This is a genomic window from Streptomyces sp. NPDC003032 (assembly GCF_053591415.1).
On the sequence record NZ_JBSFTT010000014.1, the window covers coordinates 23,069 to 38,145 of the forward strand.

Consider the following 15,077-nt stretch of genomic DNA (forward strand, 5'->3'; position numbering starts at 1 on the left):
CCTTGGGTTGGGTAAAGGGCTTACGTCACCAGGGGGCCTCACACCGACCGCAACAGCACCGCCGGCTGTTCCACGCAGTCCGCCACGTACCGCAGGAAGCCTCCGGCCGTGCCGCCGTCGCACACCCGGTGGTCGAAGGTGAGCGACAGCTGGACCACGTGCCGCACCGCCAACTCCCCCTGATGCACCCACGGCTTGGGGACGATCCGGCCCACGCCGAGCATGGCCGCCTCGGGGTGGTTGATGATCGGCGTGGATCCGTCGACGCCGAACACCCCGTAGTTGTTCAGCGTGAACGTCCCCCCGGTCAGCTCCCCGGGGGTCAGTGTCCCGGCCCGCCCTTCGACCGTGAGCCGGATCAGCTCGGCGTTGATCGACGCGGTCGTCCGCGTCTGCGCGTGCCGTACGACCGGAACGACCAGGCCCCGATCGGTCTGCGCGGCGAACCCGAGATGGATGTCGGCGAACCGCCGCACCTCCCGCGCCTCCATGTCCACCGTGGAGTTCAGCATCGGGAAGCGCTCCAGCGCGGCCACGCTGATGCGGGCGAGCAGCGCGAGCAGCGACACCTTGTGGCCCTCGCGCTCCGTCATCGCGGCGTTCATGGCGGCACGGGCGGCGAGCAGTTCCGTCGCGTCGGCGTCGACCCAGCAGGTGGCCTCCGGTATCTCGCGCCTGCTGCGGGACATCTTGTCGGCGACGAGGCCCCGGATGCCGCTCAGCGGATACCGGGATTCGATGCCCGCGCGCGTGGGCTCCTGCCCCGCCCCGACCTGGCGGCGCGCCTCGGCCCGCCCGGCGCGGATCAGCTCGTCGTCCTCGCGGACCGCCTTCTTGACCGCCGCGACCCGGCGCGCCTCGCTCTTCGCCCGCGAGGTATCGGCCTCGGCACTTGAGGTATAGGTCCCGGCACCCGAGGTGGCCGTCTCGCGCTCGGCCGCCCGGTCCCCGCCGATGGCCGCCTCGACGTCGGCCCGCGTGATGAGCCCGTCCGGGCCCGAACCCGCGAGCCCGCGCAGCTCCACGCCGTGCTCCCGCGCCAGCTTGCGTACGAGAGGGGAGATCACCGGGACCGGGCCGTCCACGCGCGCGGGAGGCCTCTCCGGGCCGGGCTCTGCGGAGGGCGTCCTCAGGGCGGGCCGCGTGGGCAGCACCCTCCTGCGGCGGGCGGGCGCCGCCGCGGTGCCGTAACCGACCAGGACGTTCCCGGAGGACTCCTCCGCGGCCGTCTGCAGGGCCCGCTCGGCGGGCTCCTCAGGCGCTCGGGGACCGGCCGGCGCGCTCACGGCGACCGTCAACAGCGGCGCTCCGACCGGCAGTTCCTCGCCCTCCTCGCCGAAGCGGGCCGTGACCACGCCCCCGTAGGGACACGGCACCTCGACCATCGCTTTGGCCGTCTCGACCTCGACGACCGGCTGGTCCACGGCGACGACGTCCCCGACCTGGACGAGCCAGCGGACGATCTCGGCCTCCGTGAGCCCTTCGCCGAGGTCGGGCAGTTTGAACTCCAGGCTGTTCACATCAAAAGCAGGCGCCATCAGTTCCCCGCCTCCCACTGCAATCGCGCGACCGCGTCCAGGATCCGGTCGACACCCGGCAGATGGTGCTTCTCCAGCATCGGCGGCGGATACGGGATGTCGAACCCCGCGACCCGCAGCACCGGCGCCTCCAGGTGGTGGAAGCACCGCTCGGTGACCCGCGCGGCGATCTCTCCGCCGGGACCGCCGAAACCGCCCGACTCGTGCACGACGACCGCCCGCCCCGTGCGTCGCACGGACGCGGCGACCGTCTCGTCGTCGAAGGGCACCAGCGACCGCAGGTCGACCACTTCGAGGTCCCAGCCCTCCGCGCGGGCCGCCTCGGCCGCCTCCAGGCAGACGGGCACGGACGGCCCGTACGTGATGAGCGTGGCGCTGCGCCCGGGGCGCCGCACCACCGCGCGGCCTATCGGTTCAACGGCCTGGGGCGCCTGCGGGTTCCAGTCGGCCTTGGACCAGTACAGCCGCTTCGGCTCCAGGAAGACGACCGGGTCGTCGGAGGCGATGGAGGCCCGCAGCAGGCCGTAGGCGTCGGCGACCGTGGCGGGCGTCACGACATGGAGGCCCGGGGTCGCCATGTAGTACACCTCCGAGGAATCGCTGTGGTGCTCCACTCCGCCGATTCCGCCGCCGTAGGGCACGCGCACGGTGATGGGCAGCGGCATCGCGCCCCTGGTGCGGTTGCGCATCCGTGCCACGTGCGAGATGAGCTGCTCGAAGGCGGGGTAGGCGAAGGCGTCGAACTGCATCTCGACGACGGGCCGCAAGCCGTACATGGCCATGCCGACCGCTGTCCCCAGGATGCCCGCCTCCGCCAGCGGTGTGTCCGTACAGCGGTCCTCTCCGAACTGCTCGGTGAGCCCGTCGGTGACCCGGAAGACGCCGCCGAGCGCCCCCACGTCCTCTCCGAGGACGTGCACGGAGGGGTCCTCGGTCATGGAGTCACGCAGCGCGCGTCCGAGCGCCTGCGCCATGGTGGCCGGTTTGGTGGCCGGCTTCACCGCGACCGTGGTCATCGCGTCTCCTCCTGTGCCTCTTCCGAGGCCGCTTCCAGCTCGGCCCGCAACTGCGCCGCCTGCTCCCGCAATTGGGAGGTCTGCTCGGCGTACACGTGCGTGAAGAGGTCCATGGGGTCGAGCAGGGGGTCCTGGTTCATGCGCTCGCGCAGGTCGGCCGCCATGGCCTCGGCGTCCTCGCTCGCCTGCCGCTTGGTGTCGTCGTCGAGGAGGCCGCGCTCCGCCAACTCCCGCTCCAGGAGCAGGATCGGGTCGTGGTCGCGCCAGGCCTCGACCTCGGCGTCGTGGCGGTAGCGCGTGGCGTCGTCGGCGTTCGTGTGGGCTTCCACGCGGTACGTGACCGCCTCCACGAGGGTGGGCCCGCCGCCCTTCCGCGCGCGGGTGACCGCTTCGCCCAGGACCTCGTGCATCGCGACCGCGTCGTTGCCGTCCACCAGACGCCCCGGCATGCCGTACCCGACGGCCTTGTGGGCCAGGGAGGGGGCCGCGGTCTGCTTGGCGAGCGGCACGGAGATCGCGAAGCCGTTGTTCTGCACGAGGAAGACCACGGGCGCCCGCCACACGGCGGCGAAGTTCAGCGCCTCGTGGAAGTCGCCTTCGCTGGTGCCGCCGTCGCCGACCATGGCGAGTGCGACCACGTCGTCGCCCTTGAGGCGTGCGGCGTGCGCGAGGCCGACAGCGTGGGGCAGCTGGGTGGCGAGGGGCGTGCACAGGGGCGCTATGCGGTGCTCGCGCGGGTCGTAACCGGTGTGCCAGTCGCCGCGCAGCAGCGCCAGCGCGCTCACGGGGTCGAGGCCGCGGGCGACCACGGCGAGTGTGTCCCGGTAGCTCGGGAAGAGCCAGTCCTGCTCGTCGAGGGCCAGCGCGGCGGCGACCTCGCAGGCCTCCTGGCCGGTGCTGGAGGGGTAGACCGCGAGCCTGCCCTGCTTCGTCAGCGCCGTCGCCTGCGTGTTGTAGCGACGTCCCCGCACCAGCTCGGCATAGAGGCGGCGCAGCAGCCCTGGGTCGGCCTTCGCGGCGGCCTCGGTGCCAAGGACGCGGTACGGCTCCGCGTCCGGCAGCAGCGGCGCGGGGTCGGTCCTGGGCTGCCAAGCGGGGGGCGGGGTCGGCCGGTAGGCGCCCCGCTGCTCCATAACCGTCATGACGGCACCTCCTGGGGGAAGCGGTCTCCTCGTGGGAGCGGCAAAAGAGGCGCAGCGGTGTGACGCGCCTCACCTACCGATTGTTCGGTCGTCGGCACATTTTGGCTACAGGCACCTCCAGGCTGTGGACAAACGGTTCTGCACAGCCTGGGATGGATGCAGTACGTCCATGGTAGGGAGGCGGGGGGACATGGGATCTGAACGAATGGCCGAGCAGCACGCCGGCGACCGGCCGGAGCCCCGACCCCTGGACTCCATCGACCGTGACATCCTCCAGATCCTGCACACGGACGGTCGCGCGTCGATACGCTCCGTGGCCGAACGGGTCCATGTGTCACGGGCCAACGCCTACGCGCGCATCAATCGCCTCATCGACGACGGCGTCATCCGGGGCTTCGGGGCGCGGATCAACCACGAGCGCGCCGGGCAGGGCGCGTCGGCGTACATCACGCTCAAAATCGTGCAGAACACCTGGCGCACGGTGCGCGAGCATCTGCGCGCGCTCCCTGGCGCGTCCCATATCGCGCTGGTCAGCGGTGACTTCGACGTACTGCTCCTGGTCCACACACCGGACAACCGCGCCCTGCGCGAGCTGGTGCTGACCCGGCTGCAGTCCATCCCCGAAGTCCTCAGCACGCGTACGTTGCTGGTCTTCGAGGAGGAGGACCTGGAGAGCGCCGAGCCAAAGGGGTGAACCGCGCGGCTCAGCGGTCGGTGCGCAGCCCCGCGAAGGCCAACTGCACGACGGCGTCGGCGATCTGGGCGCCGTTGGCCGCTCCCCGGCTCTCCGGCCGGTACCACTCCACGATGGAGTTGATCATCCCGAAGAGCAGCCGGGTAGCCAGGCGCAGCTCGACGTCGGAGCGCAGGTCGCCGTCCGCGACGGCCTCCTTGAGCAGCGCGGCCACCTGCTGATCGAACTGCCTGCGCCGCTCCAGGGCCCACCGCTCGGTGTCGGTGTTGCCCCGCACCCGCAGCAGCAGCGTCACATAGGGCAGTTCGGCGACCAGCACCTCAACCGTGCGGCGGGTGACGTACTCCAGGCGCTCGACGGCGGTCCCCACGCGCGCGTGCTCCTCGGCGAGGATCCCGAAGAGGCCGTCGATCGCCCGGCTCACCGCGCGGCGCAGCAGCTCCTCCTTGCCCGCCACATGGTGGTAGATCGAGGACTTGGAGATACCTGCCGCCTTGGAGAGGTGCTCCATGGACGTGCCGTCGTAGCCGCGCTCGTTGAAGACGCGGACGGCGACGCTCAGCAGCGTCTCCGGGGTGTACGTGTCCCGCCGGGCGGTGGTCATGAGTACTCCTCTCGCACGGCCTGGCGCCGCAGGGCCTGGGAGGGCGCGTAACGCCCGGTGGGGTACTCGCTGCTCAAGAGGTCCAGCGCCTCGGCCACGCGGTACGTGGTGAGACGGCGGCCCCATTCGAGCGGGCCGAGCGGGTAGTTGACCCCGAGGCGCATGGCGGTGTCGACGTCCTCGGCGTCCGCCACCTCGCGCCCCACGGCGTCCAGGGCGAAGTCGACGAGCATCCACACCGTGCGGGCCACGATCATCCCCGGGACGGGCCCGATGACGCTGACCTTCTTGCCGAGCGCCTGGAAGAGGCCGATCGCCTCCTTCAGGGCCTGCTCACCGACCCTGCTGGACGGGGCGAGGGCGATCCGGGTCGCGGCGCGGTAGTCCAGCGCGAGATCGAAGTGGATCGTGGGCTCCGCCGCGGTGTCGGGGGCCGTCCCGTCGACCGGCTCCAGCCGGGCGCCGCTCGGCAGCTCGATGGAGCCGGGGCGGCTCGGTACGCCCTGCCCCGGGCCGACCCGGATGCCGGCCTCTCGCATGAGGTCGAGCAGGGCGTCCGCCGGGAAGAGGTCGCCGTGGACGGTGACGGCCCGCGGGGCCTTCTCGGGCTCGGCGGTGTGCGGCTCCGCGCGCGGGGCGTCGTCCCCGTACGCGTACCAGCCCTGGCCCGACTTCCGGCCGAGGCGGCGCGACTCGACGAGCCGGCGCTGGGCGAGCGAGGGCGTGAACTTGGGATCCTGGAAGAACGACTCCCACACGGAGCGCGTGACGGCTTCGTTGACGTCCTGGCCGATGAGGTCGGTGAGTTCGAAGGGGCCCATCTTGAAGCCGCCGCACTCGCGCAGGACCGCGTCGATCGTCGCCGGGTCGGCGACCCGCTCCTCGTACAGGCGCAGCGCCTCTGCGTAGAAGGGCCTGGCGACGCGGTTGACGATGAAGCCGGGGGTGTCCGCGCAGCGCACCGGCGTCTTGCCCCAGGCCTTTGCGGTCTCGTACGCGCGCGTGGCGGCCGTCTCGTCCGTCGCGAAGCCGCTGACGACCTCGACGAGGGGGAGCAGCGGCGCCGGATTGAAGAAGTGCAGGCCGACGACTCGGCCCGGCTTCTGCAGGGCTCCCGCGACGGCGGTGACGGAGAGCGAGGAGGTGTTGGTGGCCAGCAGACAGTCGTCGGCGACGACGCCCTCCAGGTCTTGGAACAGCCGCTGCTTGACGTCCAGTCGTTCCAGTACCGCCTCGATGACGAGGCCGCAGCCCGCCAGCTCCGCGAGACTCTCCGCAGGCGCGAGCCGGGCGGCCGCGGCGGCGCGGTCGTCGGCCGTCAGTCTGCCCTTCTCGACGAGCCGGTCCAGGCGGGCGCCGATCGCGTCGGCCGCCGCCTCCGCCCGGCCGGGGGCCGCGTCGTACAGCCGTACGGGGTGACCGGCCACGAGGGCGACCTGTGCGATGCCCTGCCCCATGGTTCCGGTGCCGACCACGGCCACGGCGCTGCTGAGCTCGACTGCTGTCATGTCCGCGATCCTCCCGCACGGTCTGTCGGCCGGGGGGTTCGGGGTGGCCGCGGAGAAGTTGTCCACAGGTTTGGCGGACCCTCTTGTCCCGACCGATCGTTCGGTTACTCTAGCTCTGTCAGCCAGTCCCTGCCCACTGTTCCCGCCCACTCGCCAGCTCGATGGAGAGCTGACCGACGAGGAGTTGGTCCTGTCATGGCCGCCGAACTCACCGCGCACCAGCTGATCGCCAAGCACCGGCCCACCCTCGATCAGGCGCTGGACACCATCCGCACGCGGGCGTACTGGTCCCCGCACCCCGAGCACCCCAAGGCGTACGGGGAGGACGGCAGCCTGAGCCTGCCCGAGGGCAAAGCCGCTTTCGACGCCCTCCAGGGCACACGCTTCGACCTCGACCAGCCCGGCACAGATGACTGGGTCGGCGACGAGGTCTCGCCGTACGGCCCGGAGTTGGGGATCACCTATCCCCACCCGGACATCGACGCCCTGCTCCCCGCGATGCGCGCCGGAATGCGCGCCTGGCGCGACGCGGGCGCGGAAGCGCGCGCGGTGGTCAGCCTGGAGATCCTGGCGCGGATCAGCGCCCGCACGCACGAGTTCGCGCACGCGGTCATGCACACCAGTGGCCAGGCCTTCATGATGGCCTTCCAGGCGGGCGGCCCGCACGCCCAGGACCGCGGCCTGGAAGCGATCGCGTACGCCTACGCCGAGCAGGCCCGCACCCCCGAGACCGCCGAGTGGCACAAGCCCCAGGGCAAGCGCGACCCCCTCGCCATGAGCAAGCGGTTCACGCCCGTGGCGCGCGGCATCTCTCTCCTGATCGGCTGCAACACCTTCCCGACGTGGAACGGCTACCCGGGCCTCTTCGCCTCGCTCGCGACCGGCAACCCCGTCCTGGTCAAGCCCCACCCGCGCGCGGTGCTGCCGCTCGCGCTGACGGTGCGGATCGCCCGCGAGGTCCTCGCGGAGGCGGGCTTCGACCCGAACCTGATCTGCCTGGCCGTCGAGCGGCCCGGCGAGGGCATCGCCAAGACCCTCGCCGTCCGCCCCGAGATCAAGATCATCGACTACACGGGATCGTCGTCCTTCGGCGACTGGCTGGAGACCAACGCCCGCCAGGCGCACGTCTACACGGAGAAGGCCGGAGTCAATACCGTCGTCGTCGACTCGACGGACGACTACAAAGGAATGCTGGCCAACCTCGCCTTCTCCCTGTCCCTCTACAGCGGCCAGATGTGCACCACCCCGCAGAACCTCCTCATCCCGCGCGACGGCATCCGGACGGACGCCGGAGCCAAGTCGTACGACGAGGTGGTGGCCGACCTCGCGGCCTCGGTGAGCGGCCTCCTGGGCGACGACGCCCGGGCGAACGGCATCCTGGGCGCGCTGGTCAACCCGGACGTGAAGAGCCGCCTGGAGGCGGCCGCCGGGCTCGGCGAAGTGGCCCTGCCGTCAAGGGAGGTCACCAACCCCGACTTCCCCGAGGCCGTGGTGCGCACCCCGGTGATCGTCAAACTGGACGGCGCGAAGCCGGACGCCGAGGCGGCCTACCTCAGCGAGTGCTTCGGCCCGGTCTCCTTCGCGGTCGCCGTCGACTCGGCGGCGGACGCCGTGAAGCTGCTGCGCCGCACGGTGCGCGAGAAGGGAGCGATGACCGTCGGGGCGTACACCACCTCGGAAGAGGTCTCCGCGGCCGTCGAGGAGACCTGCCTGGAGGAGTGCGCCCAGCTGTCCCTGAACCTCACGGGCGGTGTCTATGTGAACCAGACCGCGGCGTTCTCGGACTTCCACGGCTCGGGCGGCAACCCCGCGGCGAACGCCGCGCTGTGCGACGGCGCGTTCGTGGCCAACCGCTTCCGTGTGGTGGAGATCCGCAAGGACGCGTGACCCGCGCGCGAAGGATGTGACCCGGCGGCGGGTTCAGGCCTCCAGACCCGGGGGTCTGCCCGCCGACCAGTGGAAGAGCGCCATGCCGACGCTCGTCGCCAGGTTGTAGCTGGAGACCTGCGGGCGCATCGGCAGGGACACCAAGTGGTCGACCCGTTCCCGCAGCGCCGCCGACAGGCCACTGCGCTCGGACCCGAAGGCGAGCACGGCGTCATCCGGGAGCTTCAGCCCCCGGATGTCCACGCCCTCCGCGTCGAGCGCGAACACCGGCCCGGGCGGTAGCTCGGCGACCTCCACGCGCTCCACGGCCGTCGCGAAGTGCAGCCCGGCGCCACCGCGTACGACAGTGGGGTGCCAGGGGTCGAGCGTCCCGGTGGTGACGACACCAGTCGCCCCGAAACCGGCGGCGAGCCGGATCACCGCCCCGGCGTTACCGAGATTGCGGGGGTCGTCGAGCACGACGACCGGCGCGGTCCTCGGCGTACGCCCCAGCGCTTCGAGGTTGGCCGCGCGCGAGGGACGTACCGCCAAGGCGGCCATCGCGGTGGGGTGCAGCCGTGGCACCAGGGCGCGCAGCCGCTCCTCGGGGACCTCCACCAGGAGCGCGTCCAGCGCGTCCCTCACATCCGGCGCCAGCTCGTCCGCGAGAGCCAGCGCACCGGCCCGGTCGCCGGTCAGCGCGACCGGTACACGCGCCTCGAAGCGCAGCGCGTGCTTGATCGCATGGAAGCCGTCGAGCAGCACGGACGTGTCGGCGAGCCCGTGCCAGGCGCGCAGGGCGCCGTCGGGCTCCACCGCATCCGCCCTGTTCATGGACGTCCTGTTCATGGAGTGAAGCCTACGCGCGCGTGCTCGGTGGGCTCCTCGTCCCGCCACCACTCCGCCGCGCTCCGCCGCGGCCGGGCGCCCCGGAGCGGCAGACGGGAGAGCGGCACACGGGAGACCACCGCTCCACGCGCGCGTGCCACCCATCCGCCCAGGCGCCGCAGGAACGACGTCGGCAGGAACACCGCGTCGGCTGTGATCATCGCCAGCGAGAAGAAGGGCAGCCCCAGGACGACGGCGATGACGGCGTGCTCCAGGATCATCGCCGCCAGCAGGACGTTCTTCACCCGCCGGTTGAAGAGGGTGAAGGGAAAGGCCACCTGCACGGCGACCGTCCCGTACGTCACCAGCATCAGGATCAGGCCGTTGGACGAGAGCAGCTCGGAGAGGGCGGGCCACGGGGAGAAGTAGTCGAGGTTCAGCGGGTAGTAGACAGCCGTGCCGTCCTGCCAGCGGCTGCCCTGGATCTTGTACCAGCCGGCGGTGGCGTAGATCAGGCAGGCCTCGACCATGATGACGAGCAGGCCCGCGTTGTGGGCGATGTTGGCGACGACGTCGAGCAGCTTGCGCAGCTCGCTCCGCGGGGCGCGCCGCCCCACGGCCCACCACAGGCCGTGCACCAGCCACAGCCCCCAGAAGAACCGCAGCCAGCCGCCGCTGAGCTCCCCCATGAAGGTCACGACGGACAGTCCGAGCCCGAGCACCCACCACAGGAGGGGTCCCACCCTGTCGGTGTCCTCCACGCGCGCGCGTGCCGCGCGCCGCGCGTCCAGCGACCAGACCTGGGCGCACCGGGTGAACACCAGGTAGGTCGCCATCAGATGGATGACGTTGTCGCCGCCGTCACCGATGAAGATGCTGCGGTTCTGCAGCGACAGCACGCCGATCATGAACAGCACGGACATGGTGCGCGTCCGCCAGCCGAGCAGCAGCAGGGCACTGCTCAGGATCGCCAGCGCGTAGACGACCTCGAACCAGATCCGCCCGTCCGACCACATCAGGGCGGTGAAGGCACCGTTCCCCGAGATGAGCTGCCGCGCCATGTCCCAGTCCCAGGGGCCGTGGGGACCGTACATCTCATGGCGGTGGGGGAGTTCGCGCAGCAGGAAGAAGAGCCAGGTGCCGGCGAATCCGATGCGGACCACCGCTGTCTGGTACGGACCGAGGGCGAACCCGGTGACTTTGCTGAGCCCTCGCGCCAACGGGCGTTCGATACGGGTGGTCACCGCGCGGTCCCTTCCGCGTCCGTGAGCGGCAGGTCATCGGGCGTCACCGGCCACCAGGGGAGCAGCCGGTACACCGGCTTGGCGGAGACCTTCTCCTCGCTCCACTTCGGCGGCCGCACGTTCGTGGTCCTGGAGCGCAGCTGCACGCGCGCGATGTCGTCGCCCTTGCCGCCCGGCCGCTCCCGGTCCAGCCGCATGTACGCGATGCGTCGGATGTAGCGCTCCGATAGCTGGCCCCGCAGGCCGACGGGACGATTCTGCGCGTCGTGCGAGCCGACGTAGAAGTCCCAGGCCCGGCGGAGTTCGTTCTGCTGCGTGTGACTGGGCAGGAGGTTGCCGTCGATGGCGGCGCCGTCCTGTGCGGAGAGGTCGTACCAGTCGGTGGTCCGCGTTCCGCCGTCGGCCGTACGGAGCTCCGCCCGGGCCTGCACCGCGACGTTCTGCTGGAGCGGGTTGGGCGCGAAAAGCTTCCAGTTCTGCTCGAACTCGGGGTAGACCCACTCCTCGACCACGTCGCCATGCTGCTTGGTCAGGGTGTTCGAGGGCGCGACATGGAAGAAGAGCATCCCTATGTGGACGCACGCGACCACGCCGACGAACGCGAGGGCGCAGGCGGCCGCGATCTGATAGCCCAGCTTCAGCCCGGCGATACCGACGCGGGGCTCCGGCGCGGCTTCCGGGCCGGTTTCCGGGTCGGCGGGCCCGGCAGGCCCGCCGCCGGAGCCTTTGTCGTACCCGTCCATTCCGCCCCGTTCCCCGATCCCCGGCCGCTCGCTCCGAACCCTGCCGCCGGAACGGTACTCAGGCCCGCCCGCCGCGCACAGCGTTCGCGAAGTTATCCACAGGGTTGACACCTTATGGCGGCGCGCCGCACCATTGAATCCAGACGAACCGAACGATCGGTCGGTCGGTTCGCTCAGGTCGAGGGGGACCGAGATGGCGACAGCAGCCGCAGACAGGGCGGCGGGGACGGAGCCGGACGAGGCCACGTCCTCGGCCGCACGCACGGCCGGGCACCAGGCCGCCTTCGACGAGGCGGTCGCCGCCGACGAGCGCATCGAGCCGCGCGACTGGATGCCGGACGCCTATCGCGCGTCACTCGTCCGGCAGATCGCGCAGCACGCGCACTCCGAGATCATCGGCATGCAGCCCGAGGCCAACTGGATCACGCGCGCCCCCTCCCTGCGGCGCAAGGCGATCCTCATGGCCAAGGTGCAGGACGAGGCCGGCCACGGCCTGTATCTCTACAGCGCCGCCGAGACACTCGGCACCAGCCGCGACGAGCTGCTCGACAAGCTGCACTCGGGCCGCCAGAAGTATTCGTCGATTTTCAACTACCCCACGTTGACCTGGGCGGACGTCGGCGCGATCGGCTGGCTCGTGGACGGCGCCGCGATCACCAACCAGGTCCCCCTGTGCCGCTGTTCGTACGGCCCGTACGCCCGCGCGATGGTCCGCGTCTGCAAGGAGGAGTCCTTCCACCAGCGCCAGGGGTACGAGTCGTTGCTCGCCCTCAGCAGAGGCACCCAGGCCCAGCACGAGATGGCGCAGGACGCGGTGAACCGCTGGTGGTGGCCCTCACTGATGATGTTCGGCCCGCCCGACGACGAGTCCTCGCACTCCGAGCAGTCGATGACGTGGAAGATCAAGCGCCATTCGAACGACGAGCTGCGCCAGCGCTTCGTGGACATCTGCGTCCCCCAGGCGGAGTCGCTCGGCCTGACCCTCCCCGACCCGGACCTGGTGTGGAACGAAACACGGGGGCATTACGACTTCGGCCCGATCGACTGGACCGAATTCTGGGACGTCCTGAAGGGGAACGGCCCGTGCAACGAACAGCGCATCACCCAACGCAGGCGCGCCCACGAGGAGGGCGCCTGGGTCCGGGAGGCAGCGGCCGCGTATGCCGCGAAGCAAGCGGAAGCGGTCCGCACGGACGCCACGCATGGCGGGGCCGCCGCACAGCACGGAGAGGCGACAGCATGAGCAGCTCGACCGACTGGCCGCTGTGGGAGGTCTTCGTCCGCTCGCGCCGCGGCCTCTCCCACACCCACGCCGGCAGCCTGCACGCGCCGGACGCGGAGATGGCCCTGCGCAACGCCCGCGACCTGTACACCCGCAGGAGCGAAGGCGTCTCCCTCTGGGTCGTGCCGTCCACCGCGATCACCGCCTCCTCCCCGGACGAGAAGGACTCCTTCTTCGAACCGGCCGGCGACAAGCCCTACCGCCACCCGACGTTCTACGACATCCCGGACGGGGTGAAGCACCTGTGACCGCCGCACCGGCCCCGACCGCACCCGCCCTCGCCCTGGGGGACGACGCCCTGGTGCTCTCGCACCGCCTGGGGGAGTGGGCCGGGCACGCCCCGGTCCTCGAAGAAGAGGTCGCCCTGGCGAACATCGCCCTGGATCTGCTCGGGCAGGCCCGCGTCCTGCTCTCCCTGGCCGGGGACGAGGACGAGTTGGCGTACCTCCGCGAGGAGCGCGCCTTCCGCAACCTCCAACTGGTCGAGCAGCCGAACGGCGACTTCGCGCACACCATCGCCCGCCAGCTGTACTTCTCCACCTACCAGACGCTGCTGTATGGCCAGTTGGCCTCCGGGGACAGCGAGTTCGCGCCCTTGGCGGCGAAGGCCGTCAAGGAAGTCGCCTACCACCAGGATCACGCCGAGCAGTGGACACTGCGGCTCGGCGACGGCACAGCCGAGAGCCACGAGCGGATGCAGCGCGGGCTCGACGCGCTCTGGCGGTTCACCGGCGAGATGTTCCAGCCGGTGGACGGGCTCGGTGTCGACTGCGACGCCCTGCGGGACAGCTGGACGGCCTCGGTGACGGCCGTCATGGAGCGCGCCACCCTGACCCTGCCCGGCGGACCGCAGACCGGCGCTTGGGCGGCGGGCGCCGGCCGCGAGGGCCTGCACACCGAGCCGTTCGGACGGATGCTCGCCGAGATGCAGCACCTCCACCGCAGCCACCCGGGGGCGTCATGGTGACGACCGCGCCCACCGCGCTGGAGGCCGAGCTGCTGACCCTCGCGGGCTCGGTGCCCGACCCGGAGCTGCCGGTCCTGACCCTGGCCGACCTCGGCGTGGTGCGCGGGGTGCGGGTCCTGGCCCCCGGCAAGGTCGACGTCGAGCTGACCCCCACGTACACCGGCTGCCCGGCGATCGAGGCCATGACCTCCGACATAGAGCAGGTGCTGCACGACCACGGCATGGCCGAGGTCTCGGTGCGCACGGTGCTCGCGCCCGCCTGGACGACGGACGACATCAGCGCCGAAGGCCGTCGCAAACTGGCGGAGTTCGGCATAGCGCCCCCGCGCTCCCACCCGGCGGACGGGCCCGTCCCCTTGAGCCTCTCGATCCGCTGCCCGCACTGCGGATCGACCGACACGGAGCTGCTCAGCCGCTTCTCCTCCACGGCCTGCAAGGCGCTGCGCCGCTGTGTCTCCTGCCGTGAACCCTTCGACCACTTCAAGGAGCTGTGATGGCCCGCTTCCACCCGCTCCGGGTAGCGGCGGTCGACCGGCTCACCGACGACTCCGTGACGCTGACCTTCGACGTGCCGCCCGCCCTGCGCGAGGAGTACCGCTTCACGCCGGGCCAGCACCTCGCCCTCCGCCGCTTCACCGACGGCACCGAGATCCGCCGTACGTACTCGATCTGCTCCCCCGCCCCGCTCCCCGACGCCCCGGGTGAGCCACGAACGCTGCGGGTCGGAGTGCGCCTCGTCGAGGACGGCGCCTTCTCGACGTACGCCTTCAAGGAACTCTCCGTCGGCGACGAGCTGGAGGTGATGACCCCGGCCGGACGCTTCACCCTGGACCCGGCCCCCGGGCGCTATGCGGCGGTGGTCGGCGGCAGCGGGATCACACCGGTGCTCTCCATCGTCACCACGCTCCTGGTGCGCGAGCCGCTGGCGCACTTCTGCCTCATACGCAGCGATCGCACCGCCGCCTCGACGATGTTCCTGGAGGAGGTAGCCGACCTCAAGGACCGCTGGCCGGACCGCTTCCAGCTGGTGACCGTGCTCTCCCGGGAGGAGCAGCAGGCGGGACTGGACTCCGGACGCCTCGACGAGGGGCGGCTCGCCCGTCTCCTGCCGGCGCTGCTGCCCGTGGCGGAGGTCAAGGGCTGGTTCCTGTGCGGCCCGTTCGGTCTGGTGCAGGGCGCGGAGCGGACCCTGCGCGCCCTCGGCGTGGGCCGCCGGCGCATCCACGAGGAGATCTTCCACGTGGACGGCGGTGTTTCCACCGCACCCTCGGCACCCCCGGCCACGCCCGCGCACAGCACGGTGACGGTGACCCTCGACGGCCGCTCGGGCACCTGGCCCGTCCTGGACGGCGAGACACTGCTGGAGACGGTGCTGCGCAACCGCGCGGACGCGCCCTACGCCTGCAAGGGCGGGGTCTGCGGGACGTGCCGCGCCTTCCGGGTCTCGGGCGAGGTCCAGATGGAGCGGAACTTCGCACTGGAACCGGAGGAGACGGAGGCCGGGTATGTCCTGGCCTGCCAGTCCCATCCGGCCACGGCCACAGTGGAGTTGGACTTCGACCGCTGAGACGCGGGCGCTCGGGCGCCGCCAGGACCCCGCGCCTGTTCCCTTCCGCTAGAACCTGTTCTATCTTGACGCCCCATC

The 15,077-nt window shown here is 71.3% G+C and carries 15 protein-coding genes; 7 read left to right on the forward strand and 8 right to left on the reverse strand.

From position 1 onward, the window contains the following. Nucleotides 1–38 precede the first annotated feature (38 nt). The 3 genes from ACWDZ7_RS20770 to pdhA are packed head-to-tail and all read right to left on the reverse strand — an operon-like array spanning nucleotide 39 to nucleotide 3,696. The gene (locus tag ACWDZ7_RS20770) at nucleotides 39–1,538 is read right to left on the reverse strand and encodes a dihydrolipoamide acetyltransferase family protein (protein ID WP_451798755.1); all 1,500 of its coding nucleotides are present in this window, start codon (nucleotides 1,536–1,538) and stop codon (nucleotides 39–41) included. Then, nucleotides 1,538–2,554, reverse strand: coding sequence for an alpha-ketoacid dehydrogenase subunit beta (locus tag ACWDZ7_RS20775; protein WP_451798756.1), 1,017 nt, complete (start codon nucleotides 2,552–2,554; stop codon nucleotides 1,538–1,540). Before ACWDZ7_RS20775 ends, ACWDZ7_RS20770 begins: the two co-directional genes overlap by 1 nt. Next, nucleotides 2,551–3,696, reverse strand: a complete 1,146-nt coding sequence (gene pdhA / locus ACWDZ7_RS20780) for a pyruvate dehydrogenase (acetyl-transferring) E1 component subunit alpha (RefSeq protein WP_451798757.1) — start codon at nucleotides 3,694–3,696, stop codon at nucleotides 2,551–2,553. The genes ACWDZ7_RS20775 and pdhA overlap by 4 nt, the downstream gene beginning before the upstream one ends. 190 nt (nucleotides 3,697–3,886) lie before the next feature. Between pdhA and ACWDZ7_RS20785 the strand changes: the two genes are divergently transcribed. Then, entirely contained in the window at nucleotides 3,887–4,390 is a 504-nt protein-coding gene (locus ACWDZ7_RS20785) for an Lrp/AsnC family transcriptional regulator (RefSeq protein ID WP_451798758.1), read from the forward strand. A 10-nt stretch (nucleotides 4,391–4,400) separates the two neighbouring features. Here the strand turns inward: ACWDZ7_RS20785 and ACWDZ7_RS20790 are convergent, their stop codons facing one another. Together ACWDZ7_RS20790 and ACWDZ7_RS20795 are read right to left on the reverse strand one after the other, a co-directional pair. Next, nucleotides 4,401–4,994: a TetR/AcrR family transcriptional regulator gene (locus tag ACWDZ7_RS20790; protein ID WP_451798759.1), complete on the reverse strand. Its 594-nt coding sequence runs from the start codon at nucleotides 4,992–4,994 to the stop codon at nucleotides 4,401–4,403. Continuing rightward, on the reverse strand, nucleotides 4,991–6,502 hold the full coding sequence (locus tag ACWDZ7_RS20795; protein ID WP_451798760.1) for a 3-hydroxyacyl-CoA dehydrogenase: 1,512 nt from the start codon (nucleotides 6,500–6,502) through the stop codon (nucleotides 4,991–4,993). The genes ACWDZ7_RS20790 and ACWDZ7_RS20795 overlap by 4 nt, the downstream gene beginning before the upstream one ends. Nucleotides 6,503–6,697: 195 nt before the next feature. On the opposite strand from ACWDZ7_RS20795, the gene paaN reads away from it, so the two are divergent. Then, on the forward strand, nucleotides 6,698–8,389 hold the full coding sequence (gene paaN, locus ACWDZ7_RS20800; RefSeq protein ID WP_451798762.1) for a phenylacetic acid degradation protein PaaN: 1,692 nt from the start codon (nucleotides 6,698–6,700) through the stop codon (nucleotides 8,387–8,389). Between the two features lie 33 nt (nucleotides 8,390–8,422). On the opposite strand, the gene ACWDZ7_RS20805 is transcribed toward paaN, so the two are convergent. Genes ACWDZ7_RS20805 through ACWDZ7_RS20815 form a run of 3 tightly spaced genes read right to left on the reverse strand, consistent with a single transcriptional unit; the run spans nucleotide 8,423 to nucleotide 11,183 of the window. Continuing rightward, nucleotides 8,423–9,217, reverse strand: coding sequence for a TrmH family RNA methyltransferase (locus ACWDZ7_RS20805; protein WP_451798764.1), 795 nt, complete (start codon nucleotides 9,215–9,217; stop codon nucleotides 8,423–8,425). Then, nucleotides 9,214–10,440 (reverse strand): HTTM domain-containing protein, encoded by a 1,227-nt coding sequence (locus ACWDZ7_RS20810; protein WP_451798765.1) that lies wholly within the window; start codon nucleotides 10,438–10,440, stop codon nucleotides 9,214–9,216. The genes ACWDZ7_RS20805 and ACWDZ7_RS20810 overlap by 4 nt, the downstream gene beginning before the upstream one ends. Continuing rightward, nucleotides 10,437–11,183, reverse strand: a complete 747-nt coding sequence (locus tag ACWDZ7_RS20815; RefSeq protein WP_451798767.1) for a DUF5819 family protein — start codon at nucleotides 11,181–11,183, stop codon at nucleotides 10,437–10,439. Before ACWDZ7_RS20815 ends, ACWDZ7_RS20810 begins: the two co-directional genes overlap by 4 nt. Before the next feature lie 193 nt (nucleotides 11,184–11,376). On the opposite strand from ACWDZ7_RS20815, the gene paaA reads away from it, so the two are divergent. Genes paaA through ACWDZ7_RS20840 form a run of 5 tightly spaced genes read left to right on the forward strand, consistent with a single transcriptional unit; the run spans nucleotide 11,377 to nucleotide 14,999 of the window. Continuing rightward, entirely contained in the window at nucleotides 11,377–12,426 is a 1,050-nt protein-coding gene (gene paaA, locus ACWDZ7_RS20820) for a 1,2-phenylacetyl-CoA epoxidase subunit PaaA (RefSeq protein ID WP_451798768.1), read from the forward strand. Next, nucleotides 12,423–12,713, forward strand: coding sequence for a 1,2-phenylacetyl-CoA epoxidase subunit PaaB (paaB, locus tag ACWDZ7_RS20825; RefSeq protein ID WP_451517188.1), 291 nt, complete (start codon nucleotides 12,423–12,425; stop codon nucleotides 12,711–12,713). Before paaA ends, paaB begins: the two co-directional genes overlap by 4 nt. Then, complete coding sequence (paaC, locus tag ACWDZ7_RS20830) at nucleotides 12,710–13,432, forward strand: 1,2-phenylacetyl-CoA epoxidase subunit PaaC (RefSeq protein WP_451798770.1); 723 nt, start codon at nucleotides 12,710–12,712, stop codon at nucleotides 13,430–13,432. Before paaB ends, paaC begins: the two co-directional genes overlap by 4 nt. Next, nucleotides 13,426–13,926 carry a 1,2-phenylacetyl-CoA epoxidase subunit PaaD gene (gene paaD / locus ACWDZ7_RS20835; protein ID WP_451798771.1) on the forward strand — a complete coding sequence of 167 codons (501 nt, stop codon included), beginning with the start codon at nucleotides 13,426–13,428 and terminating at the stop codon, nucleotides 13,924–13,926. Before paaC ends, paaD begins: the two co-directional genes overlap by 7 nt. Beyond that, entirely contained in the window at nucleotides 13,926–14,999 is a 1,074-nt protein-coding gene (locus tag ACWDZ7_RS20840) for a 2Fe-2S iron-sulfur cluster-binding protein (RefSeq protein ID WP_451798773.1), read from the forward strand. The genes paaD and ACWDZ7_RS20840 overlap by 1 nt, the downstream gene beginning before the upstream one ends. The last annotated feature ends 78 nt before the right edge of the window (nucleotides 15,000–15,077 follow it).